The sequence below is a fragment of the Cognatilysobacter lacus genome, from assembly GCF_008274655.1.
In the GTDB taxonomy this organism is placed as follows: Bacteria; Pseudomonadota; Gammaproteobacteria; order Xanthomonadales; family Xanthomonadaceae; genus Cognatilysobacter; species Cognatilysobacter lacus.
Genome location: NZ_VTRV01000057.1, coordinates 1 through 16,293, shown reverse-complemented (window position 1 = coordinate 16,293; position 16,293 = coordinate 1). Strand labels below are relative to the sequence as shown.

Annotated in this window: 19 protein-coding genes and 1 tRNA gene; 7 read left to right on the top strand and 13 right to left on the bottom strand. The window is 69.0% G+C overall.

Translation table 11 applies throughout. From position 1 onward, the window contains the following. From FW784_RS07070 to FW784_RS07060, 3 genes are all read left to right on the top strand, one after another. The coding region (locus FW784_RS07070; RefSeq protein WP_149352654.1) for an HAD-IC family P-type ATPase at positions 1–917 on the top strand (917 nt) is incomplete at its 5' end. 216 nt (positions 918–1,133) lie between these two features. Continuing rightward, a complete protein-coding gene (locus tag FW784_RS07065; RefSeq protein ID WP_149352653.1) occupies positions 1,134–1,973 on the top strand; it encodes a universal stress protein in 840 nt (279 codons plus the stop codon). Positions 1,974–2,007: 34 nt separating this feature from the next. After that, positions 2,008–2,310, top strand: coding sequence for a hypothetical protein (locus FW784_RS07060; protein WP_149352652.1), 303 nt, complete (start codon positions 2,008–2,010; stop codon positions 2,308–2,310). A gap of 54 nt (positions 2,311–2,364) precedes the next feature. Here the strand turns inward: FW784_RS07060 and FW784_RS07055 are convergent, their stop codons facing one another. From FW784_RS07055 to FW784_RS07045, 3 genes are read right to left on the bottom strand one after another with little or no spacing between them, the layout of a single operon-like run. After that, positions 2,365–2,892, bottom strand: a complete 528-nt coding sequence (locus FW784_RS07055) for a GNAT family N-acetyltransferase (RefSeq protein WP_149352651.1) — start codon at positions 2,890–2,892, stop codon at positions 2,365–2,367. Positions 2,893–2,933: 41 nt separating this feature from the next. Continuing rightward, complete coding sequence (locus tag FW784_RS07050) at positions 2,934–3,701, bottom strand: SDR family NAD(P)-dependent oxidoreductase (protein WP_149352650.1); 768 nt, start codon at positions 3,699–3,701, stop codon at positions 2,934–2,936. 7 nt (positions 3,702–3,708) lie between these two features. Further along, positions 3,709–4,395 (bottom strand): BON domain-containing protein, encoded by a 687-nt coding sequence (locus tag FW784_RS07045; protein ID WP_149352649.1) that lies wholly within the window; start codon positions 4,393–4,395, stop codon positions 3,709–3,711. Between the two features lie 216 nt (positions 4,396–4,611). Here FW784_RS07045 and FW784_RS07040 point away from each other — a divergent pair, with 216 nt between their 5' ends. The 3 genes from FW784_RS07040 (at position 4,612) to FW784_RS07030 (ending at position 6,185) form a co-directional block, all read left to right on the top strand. Then, the gene (locus tag FW784_RS07040) at positions 4,612–5,124 is read left to right on the top strand and encodes a hypothetical protein (protein WP_205123570.1); all 513 of its coding nucleotides are present in this window, start codon (positions 4,612–4,614) and stop codon (positions 5,122–5,124) included. Further along, entirely contained in the window at positions 5,121–5,384 is a 264-nt protein-coding gene (locus FW784_RS07035) for a hypothetical protein (protein WP_149352647.1), read from the top strand. The genes FW784_RS07040 and FW784_RS07035 overlap by 4 nt, the downstream gene beginning before the upstream one ends. Positions 5,385–5,486: 102 nt before the next feature. Then, a complete protein-coding gene (locus FW784_RS07030) occupies positions 5,487–6,185 on the top strand; it encodes a Crp/Fnr family transcriptional regulator (RefSeq protein WP_149352646.1) in 699 nt (232 codons plus the stop codon). On the opposite strand, the gene FW784_RS07025 is transcribed toward FW784_RS07030, so the two are convergent. The 3 genes from FW784_RS07025 to FW784_RS07015 all read right to left on the bottom strand — a co-directional run bounded on the left by FW784_RS07025 (position 6,182) and on the right by FW784_RS07015 (position 9,297). Beyond that, on the bottom strand, positions 6,182–8,155 hold the full coding sequence (locus tag FW784_RS07025) for an ATP-binding protein (protein WP_149352645.1): 1,974 nt from the start codon (positions 8,153–8,155) through the stop codon (positions 6,182–6,184). The genes FW784_RS07030 and FW784_RS07025 overlap by 4 nt on opposite strands. Positions 8,156–8,160: 5 nt before the next feature. After that, positions 8,161–8,898, bottom strand: coding sequence for a response regulator (locus FW784_RS07020; protein WP_149352644.1), 738 nt, complete (start codon positions 8,896–8,898; stop codon positions 8,161–8,163). A gap of 93 nt (positions 8,899–8,991) precedes the next feature. Then, positions 8,992–9,297 carry a hypothetical protein gene (locus FW784_RS07015; protein ID WP_149352643.1) on the bottom strand — a complete coding sequence of 102 codons (306 nt, stop codon included), beginning with the start codon at positions 9,295–9,297 and terminating at the stop codon, positions 8,992–8,994. 272 nt (positions 9,298–9,569) lie between these two features. Between FW784_RS07015 and FW784_RS07010 the strand changes: the two genes are divergently transcribed. Beyond that, positions 9,570–10,961 carry a cytochrome C gene (locus FW784_RS07010; protein WP_235893607.1) on the top strand — a complete coding sequence of 464 codons (1,392 nt, stop codon included), beginning with the start codon at positions 9,570–9,572 and terminating at the stop codon, positions 10,959–10,961. Positions 10,962–11,177: 216 nt separating this feature from the next. Here the strand turns inward: FW784_RS07010 and FW784_RS07005 are convergent. The 7 genes from FW784_RS07005 to FW784_RS06975 all read right to left on the bottom strand — a co-directional run. Next, positions 11,178–11,253 (bottom strand) — tRNA-Lys (locus FW784_RS07005). A gap of 55 nt (positions 11,254–11,308) precedes the next feature. Beyond that, on the bottom strand, positions 11,309–12,001 hold the full coding sequence (queC, locus tag FW784_RS07000; RefSeq protein ID WP_149352642.1) for a 7-cyano-7-deazaguanine synthase QueC: 693 nt from the start codon (positions 11,999–12,001) through the stop codon (positions 11,309–11,311). A gap of 217 nt (positions 12,002–12,218) precedes the next feature. Next, positions 12,219–12,893 (bottom strand): 7-carboxy-7-deazaguanine synthase QueE, encoded by a 675-nt coding sequence (gene queE, locus FW784_RS06995; RefSeq protein ID WP_149352641.1) that lies wholly within the window; start codon positions 12,891–12,893, stop codon positions 12,219–12,221. 85 nt (positions 12,894–12,978) lie between these two features. Continuing rightward, complete coding sequence (gene ybgF / locus FW784_RS06990) at positions 12,979–13,809, bottom strand: tol-pal system protein YbgF (RefSeq protein ID WP_149352640.1); 831 nt, start codon at positions 13,807–13,809, stop codon at positions 12,979–12,981. Between the two features lie 133 nt (positions 13,810–13,942). Further along, entirely contained in the window at positions 13,943–14,434 is a 492-nt protein-coding gene (pal, locus tag FW784_RS06985; protein ID WP_425481604.1) for a peptidoglycan-associated lipoprotein Pal, read from the bottom strand. An 82-nt stretch (positions 14,435–14,516) separates the two neighbouring features. Continuing rightward, on the bottom strand, positions 14,517–15,821 hold the full coding sequence (gene tolB / locus FW784_RS06980) for a Tol-Pal system beta propeller repeat protein TolB (RefSeq protein WP_149352638.1): 1,305 nt from the start codon (positions 15,819–15,821) through the stop codon (positions 14,517–14,519). A gap of 108 nt (positions 15,822–15,929) precedes the next feature. Then, positions 15,930–16,293: TonB C-terminal domain-containing protein (locus FW784_RS06975; RefSeq protein ID WP_149352637.1), on the bottom strand; the 364-nt coding region annotated here is incomplete at its 5' end.

Genomic DNA, 16,293 nt, shown 5'->3' with positions numbered 1-16,293 from the left:
AGGCGGAACTGCTGGCCTGGTCGAAGACCTGCGGCCTGTACGCGCGCGTCCGGCCGGCGGACAAGCTGCGGCTGGTGCGCAGCCTGGTCGCGTGCGGAGAGGTCGTCGGCATGACCGGCGACGGCGTCAACGATGCGCCCGCCCTGGCGGCTGCCCACGTCGGCGTCGCGATGGGCAGGCGCGGCAGCGACGTGGCGCGACACGCCGCGACAGTCGTCCTGGCCGATGACCGCTTCGGCACGATCGTGGAGGCCGTGGCGATGGGCCGCGCCATCCATGCCAACCTCACCCGCGCGATCCAATACATTGCCGCCGTGCACGTGCCCATCGCCGGTGCGGCGCTGCTGCCGGTGCTGGTCGGGCTGCCACCCGTGCTGCTGCCCATCCACGTGGTGCTGCTCCAACTGATCATCGATCCGGCGTCGACGCTCGTATTCGAGCGACGGCCGGGCGCACCCGGGCTGATGACGCACCCGCCACGGGCGTTGCATGCGCCCCTGCTCGCAGTGCCGATGGCAGTGCATGCGCTCGCGCTGGGGCTCGCCTCGCTCGCCGGCACGCTCATCGCCTGGCGGTGGTTGCACACGGCGTCGACCGCGAACGCAATGCATGCCTACGGGTTCGTCTCGCTCATCGGCGGCAACCTGGGCGTGCTGGCCGTCACCGCGTGGCCCGCGAAGGGTGGGACGCGCGCCTTTCGCGCCCTCGCCGTGGCAACGGTCACCGCCACCGTGGCGGTGGTGTTCGCCGTCTCGGTAGCCCCGGTGTCGCGCATGGTGCACCTGGAGGGCCTGTCAGCCGCGCCCGCGTTGTCCGCCGCGCTGCTACCCGTCGTGTTCGTCCTGATCGTCGCAGTGTTTTCGAACGGTCGCGAATTGTTGACGCGCATCAACAAGCCCCGCGCCCCGCCTGCTTGACTACATGCACACCCCGCAGCGACTCGGACGAAGCCGGTCAGTTGCACCCCCGGGCAAGGACGCCTTGACCCGGGCGCTGTGGAAGCAGCGAAACGGTGCCACGCCGGACCGCCGAGCCGGTCCAGGGCAGACGCCGACGCTGCGGGGTCCTGCCCATCTCCACCAGCCGCGGTCGGCGGACACCGGCGCGGCGGCCCTGATCGCCGGAGTTCCGCCATGTATCGCGACGTCATGCTCGCCATCACCGAAACCGACCACGACGCACGCGCCATCAAGGCTGCGGTCGAGTTCTGTCGCGTCAACGACGCACGGCTCTCGGTGTCTGTCCCGTTCGACATGATGCAGGCACAGATGCAGGCGTTCGGCACGACGCCGATCGTGCTCGAGGAGAGCTACGTCGAGCTGCGCAAGGACGCGGTCGCCCACGTGGCGCGGCTGCGCACGCAGCTGCAGAAGGAGGACGTGCGCTTCGACGTGCACATCGCGGAGGCGCAGGTGCATGCGTCGCGGCAACTGCTCGCGCTGGAGGCGCGCTACCACGACATCGTGATCGTGGCCGCGCCGGGCCCGCACGACAGCACGTCCGCGGCGTTGCACACGATCTTTTCGACGCTCGTCGTCGACTCCGGCCGGCCGGTCATGGCCATTCCCAACGAGGGCCGCGCCACGTTCCCGCCGCAGTGCGTGCTGATCGGCTGGCAACCCACGCCCGAGGCCACGCGCGCCGTGCACGACGCGTTGCCGCTGCTCAAGCAGGCGAAGCGCGTGGAGATCGCCCTCGCTGCGCCGCAGGTGGGCGAAACCCGGCACGGCCAGGAACCGGGCGCCGACATCGCCGCGCATCTCGCGCGGCACGGCGTCGGCGTGAACGTGCGCGTTGACCGTCTGTCGCGCGGCCCGAGCGGGAACGACCTGCTGCTCGTGGCCGAAGAGTGCGGCGCGGACCTCATCATCGTCGGGGCCTACGGCCATTCGCGCGCACGCGAGTGGGCGTTCGGCGGCGTCACCCGCGATCTTCTCGAGAGGGCACGTGTGCCTGTCCTCTACTCGCACTGACGACGACACGCCTCCCGACTGGCGGCGCCACGCCATGGAAGCGATGCAGGACGTCGCGCGCCGCGTGGAGCAGGCCCGGCAGGTCATGCGCGATCCCTCGTACGACGAGCGCTCGCCGTTCCTCCGCAGTGCGGCGCTCGGCGAGCTGATCCGTCGGCAGGAGCACCTGGCCGACCTGCATCGACAGATCGACGCGTCGCGCGGCAAGGACGTCGAGTACCTCTGGCAGAAGTTCTTCCTGCAGTACGACGACTTCATCGAAGCGATGCAGGACGCAGGGCCGCGTGCCCTCGACGCCACGGCGGCTTCGACGCCGTCGTCCGCGCGGGCGCGCTGAAACCGCCGCCGCCGCGCGAATTGCCGGCGCGCCGTCGCTTTCGAAGTCGCGCGCTCAGTTCACGTCGAGCTCGTAGATCACCTGCGTCGGATCGCCGGGGTCGACATGCGCGCGGGCACCGAGCGCATGCGCGAAGTCGCGCATCGATGCATTGCCCGAGCTGTCCATCGACCACAGGCGACGGATGCCGCGCGCGCGGGCCAGCTCGCGCAGCGCGCCGATCAGCACCGTGCCGAGGCCGCGGTGTTGCCATGCATCGGTGACCGTGACCGCGATCTCGGCGTGGTCCGCCGCCGGCGCCGCCGCCAGCCTTGCCACGCCGACGATGTCCTCGCCCATGCTGCCGGGCACCACGGCGACGACCGCGGTCGGGCCCTTCGCGTCCTCCGACATCAGCAGGCTCAGCAGGCCGTCGTCGACCCGCGCGACCGTGCCGAGGAAGCGCGCGCGGCGCGTGGCGGGCGAGAGCCCGTCGATGAATCGGCGTTCGGCCGCGGCGTCGGTGGCGCGCAGGGCACGAACGCGGACACGGTGCCCGTCGCGAAGGGTGGCGCCGTGTGCCTGCAACGCGGGGATTTGCATCGTACGTCCGGTATTCACGTCGCCACCTGCGTCATGCGCGTTCAGCGCGCCGTATAGCCGCCGTCGATCACCAGTTGCGCCCCGGTCATGAACGCCGACTCGTCCGACGCGAGGTAGACCACGCCCCAAGCGATGTCGTCGGGCTCGCCGACACGGCCCAACGGATGCAGCGCGGCGAGGTCACGACGACCGGACTCCAGGTCGGTCACGCCTGATTCGCGGAGATGGTTTTGCACCATCGGCGTCCAGATGTAGCCCGGGTGCACGGAGTTCACACGGATGCGGTCGGCTGCATAGAGCAGCGCGTCGGTACGCGTCATCATCAGTACCGCGCCCTTGGACGCGTGGTACGGCGGCACGTCGGGTGCGCCCACGAGACCGTAGATCGACGACAGGTTGATGATGCTGCCGCCATTGGCCCGCATGTGCGGTATCGCGTGCTTGGTGCAGAAGAAGACGCCCTTGACGTTCACCGCCTGTACGCGATCCCATTCCGCCTCGGTGATCTCATGTGTCGGCCGGTTCGCCCCGGCGATGCCGGCGTTGTTCACCAGCACGTCGATGATGCCGCTCCCTGCCGCGGCGAGCGACATCGCGGCCTGCACGGAGGCTTCGTCAGTGACGTCCACCTGCCGGTACGTCACCGATCCCGGGGGTTCGACCGGGGCCGCCGCATTCGCCTTCGCCGGGTCGACGCAGTCGAACACGACGACATGCGCGCCTTCCTCGGCGAGGCGTCGTACGCACGCTGCGCCGATGCCCATCGATCCGCCGGTCACCACGCACGTCTTGCCCGCGACGCGGTCCATCGGCGCGCTATCCGATGCCGAGGCGGTCCTGCACGGCAGTTACGCCGGGCACCGCCCATGCAGCATTCTCCGCCGCCTTGCGCTCGATCCACGAGTCGACCGTGCCTTCGAGTGTCACGTTGCCACCGTCGCGCACCTCGACGCGGATCTGCCGCGCTTCGACCTCCGCGTTCCGCTTCAGCGCCTGGGTGATCTGGTCCTTCACCGCCGACGGCTGCACCGTGGGCTTGACCACGATCTCGTTCGTGATGCCCTTCAGGCCCTTCAGCGACTGGATCGAGCGCTCGGCATTGATGCGCTGGTATTGCCAGGGCACTTCGCCGATCAACGTGATCCGCCCGTTGCTGACGCGCAGGCGCACGGAGTCGGGCACCGTGGAACTCCAGGTCAGCAGGCCGCGCGCGCGACGCGCCAACTCCTCGTCCGTGACCGGGTCGAACGGCAGGTGCACGTCGAGCTTCATGACGAGCGCCTTGACGCCCTTCACCCGCCACGCGGCGCGTTCGGCCTCGATGGTCTGCGTGAAGCCCGGCACATGGCCGCTGAGCGTGACCACGCCGTCGGTGACGCTAACGCCTATGTGCGCCGAGTCGATGCGTGGCTCGAAGTCGAGTTCTTCCAGGACACGCTGCTGCAACTGCCTGTCGGCGGTGGCGCGGTCATGGACCGGTTTGTCGATGTTGGATTCGTTCATGGCTGCTTGCGTCCAACGGCTCATGCCGCAGCACCATGAGGCCGTGCACGGCGTAGACGGTGTTGATGTGGATCAACATTGGTGGCGAGGCCGCGCAATGTTGACGCACGTCAACACCGCGGCGGCGGCCGGTGCGACGTTGACGCGTGTTCGCTAACGCAACGCCGTCACGACGACGGCAGAGGACGCGCGATGAAAGCTCCTGGCCAGCGCGGTATGGCCGCAGTTGCGATGCTCACGGTGGCGACGCTCGCCGTGCACGCCGGACAGCCGGTGCCGAAGAAGAGCACCGAGCCCCGGCCGCCAGCGCCCGCGACTGCGACTGCCGAGAAAGCCGATACGACGCTGCAGCGCATGGAGGCGACACCGCCCGAACGTCGCGAAGAGCTGCGTGCAATCGCCAAGACCGCCGCCGAACAGGCCGACCGGAGCATCCGTGAAATGCAACTCCGCGTCGACGCCTCGTGGGCACGGATGACCGCCGAGTCGCGGCGTGCCGCCCTGGGCTGGATGAGCACGCTGCGAACGAAGAGACAACGGCTGGGCGAGCAGATCGCAAGGCTCGACGGCCGCTCGAATGCGGCGCTGGGCGAGGTCAAGGCCGGCGTCGTCGCGGCGTACCGCGAGTTCACAAAGGCGCTCGAGCGGACGCGCGAACAGATGCAGTCCAAACCCCCGGCGCCACCCGCGCCTGCCAGACCCGTCGATGACCAGGAGAAGACGCGATGAAGACAGCCAGCCAGGGAATGAAACGCAGCCGCGCCGGCAATGGCGCGCATTCCGCCCAGTTCGCGCGTGCCGCGCTCGACGCACTCGAGCATCCGTTGCGCAGCGCGGGCAAGGTCGAGGCGCGCCTGGCCAAGGAAGCGCGGCCGGCTGCGCGGAAGGTCATGGGGGCCGTAAAGCGTCGTCCCGGCGTGGCGGTCGCGGCTGGGCTGTTCGGACTGGGAATCGTCTATTTCGCGGCGCGGGTCATGCGCGCCCGTTGATGCCACACCGCGGCCCCGTCGTAACGAACCGTTACAAATCGACACGTCCGGAAACGGTTTCCGGGCGGCGACGCAGCTAGCGTGGCGGTCGAGGTGTCGGTCATGTCGAACGTCGTTTCGCTTCACCCGCACGGCCCGGCGCTGCCGGGTCCGCCGGACGTCGTCGGCATCGACCCGGTCTGGGCAGGGGCGCGCCTCCCGGTGCGCCGCGTGCGTCGCAAGCACATGCTGTATCGCGCGGGCCAGCCCGCCACGTGCGTGTTCGTGGTGCGCGTCGGCACGTTCAAGACGGTGCTGCTCAGTGCGCAGGGCGAAGAGCGCGTCACCGGTTTCCAAGTGAAGGGCGATGCGCTCGGGCTCGAGGCCCTCGACATCCGCCATCACGTCTGCGATGCGATGGCGCTCGACGTGGGCGAGGTAATCGAAATCCCGAAGTCCGCGCTCCGCGAGCATCGCGGCGAGCTTGTCGAAGTGGTGGCGGACCTGATGGCGCAGACGTTCCGCCGCGAATGGGAATGGAAGATGGCGCTGAGCCTGCTCGATGCCGAACAGCGCGTGGTGCATTTCCTCCTCGACTTCGCGCATCGGCAGGCCGCACTCGGCCTCGGCGGCGATCGCATCCTGCTGCGCATGACCCGGGCGGACCTGGGCAGCTTTCTCGACCTCTCGCTGGAAAGCGTGACCCGGGCGCTCTCGCGGCTCGACAGTGCAGGGCTCATCCGGGTCGCGTGCCGCGACGTCGAGCTGCTGGACGAGCCCGCACTCGGCCGCGTGCTGGCGGTCGCGAGCCGCAGGCACTAGCCGGTCGTCAGCTCCGCGTTTCCCACCAGCGCGCCGCGCACCGCATTCGCGAGTTCGTCGCGGTGGTAGGGCTTGGGCAGCAGCGCGTAGTCGAGCGCGCTCGCGTTCTGCACGGCGTCGGGATAGCCGGAGGTCAGCAGCACCGCGAGGTCCGGGCGAAGGCGGCGTGCCTCGTGCGCGAGGCGGTCGCCGGTCATCTCGCCTTCGAGCGTCAGGTCACTGAAGAGCAGGGCGATGTCCTGCAGCGTTTCCACGCACTCGAGCGCGTCCTGCTGGGACGCCGTCGCGATCACGTGGTAGCCGAGCGCCTTGAGCGATGCCGTGACGGTCTGCCGCACGGCGTCGTCGTCCTCGACGACGAGGATCACTTCGTCGCCGCCGGGCACCAGTGCCGGACGCGGGGTGCATGCGCGTTGCTGCGTTTCCGTCGCCACCGGCAGGTAGAGCGTCACGCAGGTGCCCTTGCCCGGCTGGCTCTGCAGTTCGGCATGGCCGCCGCTCTGGTGGATGAATCCGTAGGCCATGCTGAGCCCGAGCCCGGTGCCGCGGCCCGCCGGTTTGGTCGTGAAGAACGGCTCCCACGCACGGGCCAGCGCGTCAGCGCTCATGCCTGCCCCACTGTCGCGAACGCTCAATGCGACGTAGCCGCCGCTGGACCCGCCCGGGCGGTCGGCGGCCTCCGGCGCGTCGCGTACAGCGATCTCGACGTCGCCGGTGCCGTTGATGGCATCGCGCGCGTTGAGCACGAGGTTCAGCACGACACTGTCGAGCAGCGCGGGATCGACGTACGCCGGCGGCGCGCCGGGTTCGATGTTCAGGTGCAGATGGATCCGCTCTCCGAGGCTGGCGCGCACGAGGCGTTCGAGGTCGCGCATCTGTCGTCCGAGCGAGACCACGGCCGGACGCAGGTGCTGGCGGCCGGCAAACGACAGCAGCTTGCGGGTGAGGGCAGCGCCCTGCTCCACCGCGCGGATCGCCGAGGCCAGTGTTTCCAGCGCCTCGGGATCGTCATCCACCGACGGTTCCAGAAGCTGGAGGCTGCCGGAGATCACGGTGAGCAGGTTGTTGAAATCGTGCGCCACGCCACCGGTGAGCTTGCCGATCGCCTCCAGCCGCTGTGCATGGGCGAGCGCCTCCGCACTCGCACGGCGTTGCAGCATCGCCGACAGCATCGACGACGCGGTTTCGAGCAGGCGCTGTACGTCGACGTCGAACGCATCGGCGTCGCGCGAGAACGCCGCCAGCGCGGCCGCCACCGTGTGGTCGGTCGCGACCAGCGGATAGGCGATCCCGCTCGCCATCGACGGCGGCAGCGACGCGGCGCCCAGCCGTCCGCCGTGAGACGCGAGCGGGCGACCGGGCGCGAGTGATGCCAGGAGCGCCTCGCCGTGTGCATCGATCCAGGCCCGGGGCGGCAGGGTGGCCCCGAAGGCGTCGAAGCGTTCGGCACGACGGTCGGCACGCAGCAACCACACCGGCCCGAGCCCGACGGCGTCGGCGAGTTGCGCCGCCACGTCGCGCAGTACCGTGGTTTCCGACTCGGTCGTCAGGATCCTGTGGCCGACCTCCGCCAACGTCGCGTCGTGGCGCGCCTTGCGCAGCACGCGCTGCGACGTGGCTGTATTTGTGACGTCGCGGATCGACGCCAGCGTCTGGTTCTGCAACCCGACGCGCATGGGGCTCAGCGCGATCTCCACCGGGAACGTGCTGCCGTCCGCGCGACGCCCGAGCAGTTCCATGCTGCCCTGCCCCATCGCCCGCTCGCGCGGCTGTCGTGCGTAGTGCTTACGGTGGTGCTCGTGACGGAGCATCACGTTTTCAGGCATGAGTATTTCGACAGGACGGCCGACCAGTTCATGCGGCTCGTACCCGAATAACCGATACACCATGCGATTGGCCATGACGATGCAGCCGTGCTCGTCCACCACCAGCAGCGCGTCGGGAATCGCGTCGAAGAGGTGAGTGTGCATGGCGGTTACGCCGGCTCGGGCCGCTCGGCGAGCCGGTATCCGGCGCCGCGCACCGACTGGATGAGCGTCGGCCGCGCCGGGTCGCGTTCGATCTTCTGTCGAAGCCGCGCTACCTGCACATCGATGGCGCGGTCGAACGGTGCCGATGGCCGCCCGCGCGTGGCGTCCATCAGGCGGTCGCGGCTGAGCGTCTGCTGCGGCTGCCGTACGAACGTGAGCAGCAGTTCGTACTCGCCCGAGGTGAGGGCGAGCGGTTGGCCGTTCCTGTCGAACGCGGCGCGACGGCCGGTGTCGACCAGCAACCCGTCCAAGGCGACGCGCTCGGGCGGCGTCCGCATCGCCTGCGCGCGCCGTGCCACGGCATGGATGCGCGCGTGCAGCTCGCGCAGGTCGAACGGCTTGTCGATGAAATCGTCGGCGCCCGATTCCAATCCCAGCACATGTTCGGCCGCTTCGCCGCGCCCACTCAGGATCAACACCGGCCCCTGCCAGCGCTGGCGGAGTTCGCGCAACACGTCGAGGCCGTCGCCGTCGGGCAGGCCGAGATCGAGCAGCAGCACGTCGAACGGCTGCTGCTCGAGCAGCCAGCGCATCGTGGAAATCGAATCGGCGGCTTGCACCTGCATAGCACGCGACCCCAGGTAACGCAGCAGCAGCGCGCGCACGCCCGGATCGTCATCGACGATCAGCACGCGCAGGTCGGGCGGCGCGGCCGGGAGAGCCGTGGAGGCGACAGAGTCCATTGCCGGTCATGCAGGTCGGGCCTTTCCCGACTGTACGACCGACATCATCAACGGCGCGCCCATTCGTCGGCGGCGCGCGACCTGCGCAGTCGCTTACCGCCGCGCGAGGAAGTAGTTGAACAGGGGTACGGCGACCAGCGCCACGTACCAGCCCCACGCAATGGCGACAACGCCACCCAGGGCAAGGGTCGCCCACGAGAAGCTCGTGACGCCGGGCATGAACTCGCGCAGCAACGCCTGCACGAACGGCGACTGCGGCGCCAGCACGTAAGCGACGGCCGCCAGTGCATAGGTGACCAACATGAAAAGGCTCAACGCGGTGCCTGCGCGTCCGACGGCAATGGGACGGTGCGCGGCGCGGGAACGCTCCTGTTCGGCGTGATGGGCAACGGTGGACATGGCGACGCCTCCTCGGACGTTGTCGACAGCCTCGCGCGCGCGCCTGGCGGGGCTTTGACCCGCGTCAACAATGGGCCTGCCTCGCCGCGGCTGCGCGTGGCTCGTCGGAATGGGCGCGTGGCGTCGCGGCGCTCACCGGTGCTTCGAAATCAGAGCGCGGTCGTCGCCGCTGCATGTTTGATCCAGATCAACACGGCGGCGTCAGGCGCGGATCAAACTGCCTTCGGCAACTCACGTGTCACGCCGGCGACAACCGCCCGTAAGGAACCCGAATGCACGTTCGCAATAGCGCAGGCCGCGGTACGCACATCGACGTCGTCTACCGTGTCCTGGTGGTCATCGTGCTCGCATGGGCCGCCCTGCATATCGCTCCGGTGTCCGCCGTGCCGGCCTATGCCCGGCAGACGCAGCAACCGTGCACGAGCTGCCACGTGGGCGGTTTTGGCCCGCAGCTGACGCCGTACGGTCGGCAGTTCAAGTTGAGCGGTTACACACTCAGGCTTGACGACAGCGCGCACCTTCCGCTCTCGGCGATGATGGTCGAGTCGTACACGCACACGCGGCAGGCGCAGAGCGAGATTCCGGCGAAGCACTTCCACCGCAACGACAACGTCGAGCTCCGGCAGGCATCCGTATTCCTCGCAGGTCGGCTCGGTGAACATCTCGGCGTGTTCGCGCAGGCGACGTACTCGCAGAACGGTGGCCTGCTCGGATGGGACAACGCGGAGGTGCGCTATTCCCGTGTATTCAACGGCACGAAGCATGGCGGCGTGTGGGGGCTGACCGTCAACAACAACCCCGGCGTCACCGACGTGTTCAACACGGCCCCAGCCTGGCAGTACCCGTACATTGCGCCCGACCTCGCACCGGGCGCCCCAGCGGCTCCGCTGCTGTTTGGCGGCCTGGCCGGCCAGGTGATCGGCGCGAGTGCGTATGTGCAGGTGGACGGCAACTGGTACGCCGAAGCGGGCGCGTACCGGTCGCTGTCGCCCAGCTTCCTGCGGAAGGTCAACGCGGGTTATGACGGACGTGTTTCCGGCGCGGCGCCGTACATGCGCGTCAACCGTACCTGGAACGTGTCGGGCGGTAACCTCGAGGTCGGCGGTTTCGTGCTCGAGGCGCGCCGCGGGCTTGTCGAACCAGACCTCAACGACCATCCCGTGCCCGTCCCCGGGCCGAACGACCGCTTCCGCGACGTCGGCGTCGACGCCAGCTACCAGCATTTCGGTGCCGGCACGCACACCTTCACCGTCAACGCACTGCTGGTCACGGAGCGACAACGCCTGGATGCGACCTATGCGGCGGACGGCGCGGAGAACCGCGACAACTCGCTGCAGGCCATGAACGTCAACGGCAGCTACTGGTACCGCAACACGTGGGGCGCGACGCTCGGTGCGTTCGCGTACAACGGCAGCGCCGATACCGTGCTGTACGGCCAGACCGGGTCGCCCGATACGCAGGGCGGCACGGTCGAACTGAACTGGTCACCCGCGCATGGTGCGGCGACGATGGGCGCGGAAGATGGGCGCCGGGCGCACGTTCGCCTGGGTGCTCAGTACACGTTCTACACGCGTTTCGCAGGCGCGACGCACGACGTTGACGGTGAGGGGCGCCCCGCCCGCGCCAACGACACCATGTTCGTGTACGTGTGGATCGCGATGTGAGCGGACGGGCGCTTCATCCGGCTATTCAAGACGCAGCGTCCGCGATCGACGCCTGACGACGTCCTCGATTCGCGGCGTTTTGTGTCCGCGAACGCACCCGGGCCCTGCGCATCGCTGAAGACTGGCGCATGCGCCGAACCCGAGGCGAAAAACACCTGTGCCTTCGCGCATCGCCGCTCTTTCGCGCACGACACAGGGAAAAGCGGCGAGACGGCATGGTGGGTCGTCCGAGATTCGAACTCGGGACCAGCGGATTAAAAGTCCGATGCTCTACCGACTGAGCTAACGACCCGTGCCACCGGCGTGTGCCGCCGGGGGCGAGATAGTACCGCAGACGCCCCGCGCCTTCAGCGGTTTACGTATCGCGTCGGGTCCGGCACGCCCGCCGCTTCGAACCCGAGCGCGCGCAGTCGGCAGGCATCGCAGCTGCCACAGGCGCGCCCGTCCGCATCGGCCTGGTAACACGAGACGGTGAGCCCGAAGTCGACGCCGAGCCGCATGCCTTCGCGCGCGATGTCGGACTTGCTCATGAACTGCAGGGGCGCGTGCACGCGCAGATGCGCGCCCTCGACGCCCGCCCGGGTGGCGAGGTTGGCGAGCCGCTCGAACGCTTCCACGAACTCGGGGCGGCAATCCGGATAGCCCGAGTAGTCGACCGCGTTGACGCCGCAGAACAGGTCGTTCGCCCCCAGCACCTCGCCCCAGCCGAGCGCGAGCGACAACATGATCGTGTTGCGCGCCGGGACGTAGGTGACGGGAATCGAGTCGCCCGTATCGCCCGCGACGGGCACGTCGATCGCGGCGTCGGTGAGCGCGGAGCCGCCGATGCCGCGCAGGTCGACGTCCACCGTCCTGTGCGAGGCGACGCCCAGGTGCGCGGCGACGCGTTCGGCCGCGTCGAGTTCGGACGTATGCCGTTGGCCGTAGCGCACGCTCAATGCGTGTACTTCGAAGCCCTGCGTTTTCGCCATGGCGACGACGACGGCGGAATCCATGCCGCCCGATAGAAGGACAACGGCCTTGCGTGCTGGAGTGTTCATGGAGTCGGTGCGTCGAGGTGTCGAATCGAAGGAATTCCGTGCCAGCCTGCGGTCGGCAGTGGCGCGGCGATCATGTGCGCCGGGCCCCGCGCCGCGGCCTGCAGCGGCTGCGCGTGAACGCGCCGGTGCCCGTCAACGCCGGCAGGTCGGGCTCACGTTGCGAACATGGTGTATGCCGCGCGCTCCGATGCGCCAGACGTGCGCGCCGCGTTGCGAATCAGCGCCCCGGCTCATCGCCCCACAGAATCTTGTGAAGCTGCAACTGGAAGCGTACCGGCAGCCGGTCCTCGACGATCCACTGTGCCAGGTCGCGCGGCGCCACCTGGCCGAAGCTCGGGGAAAACAGTACGTCGCAGCGCGACGGCAACGCGTGCTCGGCAACCACCGCGCGCGACCATTCGTAGTCGTCGCGCGAGCAGATCACGAACTTGACCTCGTCATGCGGTGTCAGTAGCGCGATGTTCTCCCAGCGATTGCGGTGCACTTCCGCCGAGCCCGGCGTCTTGACGTCGACGACGCGCGACACGCGCGGATCGACGTCGCCGATGTCGAGCGCCCCGGATGTCTCCAGGGACACCGTGTAGCCCGCATCGCACAGGCGCTGCAGCAGGATCGTGCAGCGCTTCTGCGCGAGCGGCTCGCCGCCGGTGACACAGACGTGGCGCACGCCCAGCCGCGCGACTTCGTCGAGGATCGCGTCGATCTCCCACCAGTCGCCGCCGTGGAAGGAATACGTGGTGTCGCAGTACTGGCAGCGCAGCGGGCAACCGGTCAGGCGCACGAACACGGTGGGCCAGCCGACGCTGTTCGACTCGCCCTGGAGCGATAGGAATATTTCGGTCAGCCGCAGCCGCTCGGGGGCCGCAGCGGCCACGGTGACGGGTACGCTCATGCCGCGATTTTACCGTCCCGCCGGGTCGCGTCGCGTTTCCGGCCAAAACCCGGCCCGCCGGTTCAGGCGCGAACCCGCCTCGCGACTACGGGGCTGCGCCCATCGCCACCAGCCGGTCGGCCGCCGAACGCGCCGCGGCGGTGCCGGCGTAATGCGCGACGACGGCCTCGAAGTCGGCCCGGGCCGCTTCGTCCTGGTGCAGGTTCAGGCGCGTCAGGCCGCGCTTGAGCAGCGCACCCGGCGCCTTGTCGTGCGTGGGAAAGCGCTCGAGCAATTGCGAGAACGGCCCGATTGCCTGCTCGTAGTTGCGGGTTCCGTAGTAGCTCTCGCCCAGCCAGTACATCGCGTTCGGCGCGTAGACGCCGCCCGGATAAGTGCCGAGGAACGCCGTGAAGAGGCGCGCCGAATCGGCATAGCTGCCGGCCTTCAGTGCGTCGAAAGCGGCGTTGTAGGCGGCGAGCTCGGCCCCTGTGGGCGTGGCGCTACCGGCTGCGGCACGCGGCGCGGGCGCCGGCTTGGCTGCCGGCGCCTTGGCGGCAGCGGGCCGGGCTGGAGCCTTCGCCGCCGCGCGCGGGGCTGCTTCGGGTGCAGGGGGCGCGGGCGCGGATGGCGGCGTTGCCGTGCGGCTTTCCAGCTGCTGCAGCCGGCCGTCCACGTCGAGGTACTGGTTTCGCATCGAGGTGCGCGCCTGCTCGTTTGCCTGCTGCATCTCCTCCACCTGCGAGCGCAGCGACTGCACGTCGTTGCGCAGCTGCTTCACCTGCTCGAGCAGGTCGAGCGTCTGTTGCGGGTTCGCCGCACGCTGCTCGAGCGCCGCAACCCGGTCGGCGAGGCTTGCGCGTTGTGCTGCCGCAGGCATCGCGACGGCAACCAGCGCCATCGCGATGGCAACGACGAGCGACCGATGGCTGGTCATGGCGTTTTCCCGGTTCGTGGACGCCGAGTATGCCCGCCGCCAACGGCCCAGCGGCTGTCGACACGATGAACGCGGAAACGGAAACGGAAACGGGCCGCGCGAGGCGGCCCGTTGGAATCGGCGCGAAGCGATCTCAGCGCGCGCTGTAGCTGATCTCGACGCGGCGGTTCTTCGACCAGCACTCCTCGTTGGACTCGGTGCAGACCGGCTTCTCTTCGCCGAAGCTGTTCGCCGTCAGCTGCGAGGCGCTGCCGCCGGCCGCCTGCATCGCCGATGAAACGGCCTGCGCGCGGCGCTCGCCCAGTGCCATGTTGTAGTCGCGGCTGCCGCGTTCGTCGGCATGCCCGTCGAGCGTGAGGCGCGAGGACGGGCGATCGCGCAGGTACTTGGCGTGGCAGTTCACGACGGCCTGGTATTCCGGCTTCAGCGTGTCCTGGTCGAGGTCGAAGTAGACAACGCGCTGGCGCAGGCAGGCATCGCTGTCCAGGTCGCTCGGGCCGTAGGCGCCGGCGGTGCGCGGGCCGGTATCGGCTGGAATCGTGGTCGAGGTGGTGGTGCCGGTCCTGGTGTCGGTCGGCGGCGTCTCCTTCACCTTCTTCGAGCACGCCATCGCGAGGGTGCACATGGCAGCGACGATCAGGAGCTTGCTTGCGGAGCTGGGATTCATCGGGTCGTTCCTCGGGGTGGCAGTCGGTGGGTCGGCGGCATCAGCGCGGCATGCGGTACGGGCCCCAGGCCGGCTCGCGCACGTCGCCGTCGGCGAGCACCAGGCGCTGGCGCACGCGCGCATCGGCCGACACCGCGTACAGCACGCCGCGTCCGCCTTCGCGCGCCGCGTAGATCAGCATGCTGGCGTTGGGCGCGAAGCTCGGCGATTCGTCGAGGTTGCCGGGCGAGAGCAGGCTCCAGCGCGGGCTTCCGAGGCTCGCGTCCATCAGTGCGATGCGGTACGTGTTGCCTGCGCCCTGCGCGGTCGCGATCTTCTTGCCGTCGAACGACACGGTGGCGCTCGCGTTGTACGTTCCCTGGAAGCTGACGCGCGTGGCGCTGCCGCCGCTGGCCGAGACGCTGTAGATCTGCGGACGGCCGCCGCGATCGGAGGTGAAATAGATGCGCGAGCCGTCCGCGCTCCAAGTCGGCTCTGTGTCGATCGAGTAGTGGTTGGTGACCTGCGTCAGCGCACGGCTGCCGAGGTCCATCACGTAGATCTCGGGATTGCCCGAGCGAGACAACGTCAGCGCAAGGCGACGTCCGTCCGGCGAAAACTCGGGCGAGCCGTTGATGCCGCGGAAGTGCGCGACGATCTCGCGCGCGCCGCTGGCGATGGTCTGGATGTACACCGCGGAATTGCCGCCTTCGAAGCCGACGTACGCAAGGCGCGCCCCGTCCGGGCTCCACGACGGCGACATCAGCGGCTCGGTCGAGCGCACGACGGTCTGCGGGTTGTAGCCGTCGCTGTCGGCCACGACCAACGCATAGCGCGCACCCTTGCCGACGCCGGCCTGCGTCACGTACGCGATGCGGGTAAAGAACGCGCCGCGGACGCCGGTGACCTTTTCATAGATCGCATCGGCGATCTGGTGCGCGACGTCGCGCATCTGCCCGCCACGTGCGGTGAGCGCGAAGCCGAGCAGGCGTGTCTGCTTGGCGACGTCGAGAAGCTCGTATTCGACGCGGAAGCTGCCGCCGCCCGCGTCGAGCACGCGGCCTACGACGACGTAGTCCTGGTTGATCGCGCGCCAGACGGGGAAGTTGGTGTCTTCCATGCGCGACGGCCGCTCGGGCAGGCTCTCCACCGGCAGCGACTTGAACTGCCCCGAACGGTTGAGGTCCGCCGCGACGATGGACGCTTCGTCGGTGGCGCCGGTGCCATTCTGGAACGGCACCACGGCGATCGGCAGCGCGGCCGCATTGCCACCGACGATGTCGATTTCAAGTCCCTGCTGCGCAGCCGCCGACAGGGGCAACGCACACGCCAGGACCAGCAGCAAGCACCGAACGAAACGACCCATCACGACTCCTCGACCGATCAAGCAAGGGCGTTACAGGTAACAGCCCGACGGTGAATCCTAGCTCACAGCTGAACCGTTTAGCGGTTGACAGCGGCTGTCTCTACAGGCCTACGGCGCGCGGAAGTTGAGTGTGATCTCGCGCTTGAAGACCTTCTCGAAGCCTGCATACGGCAGCGGCTGCGCCTTCAGCACGGCCGCTTCGATCGAGCGGCGGCCGGCCTCGTCGTACACGCACGGCGACGAGACTTGTGCGTCGATCACCTCGCCGCCCGGAAGCTGTCGGATCACCAGCTTGCACACGGCACCGGCCGGGATGTTGTCCGGCCGCACCCACTTGTCGCGGATCGCCTCCTGCAAAGCGGCCGCATAGCGCCCGAGCAGGCCGCTGTCGGCGCCGGCGCCGCTGGCCGCGGCATCGGAATTCGCGGCTTCCTGCGCTGCGCTGCCCGTGCGCGCCGCGGTCAGCTGGTCC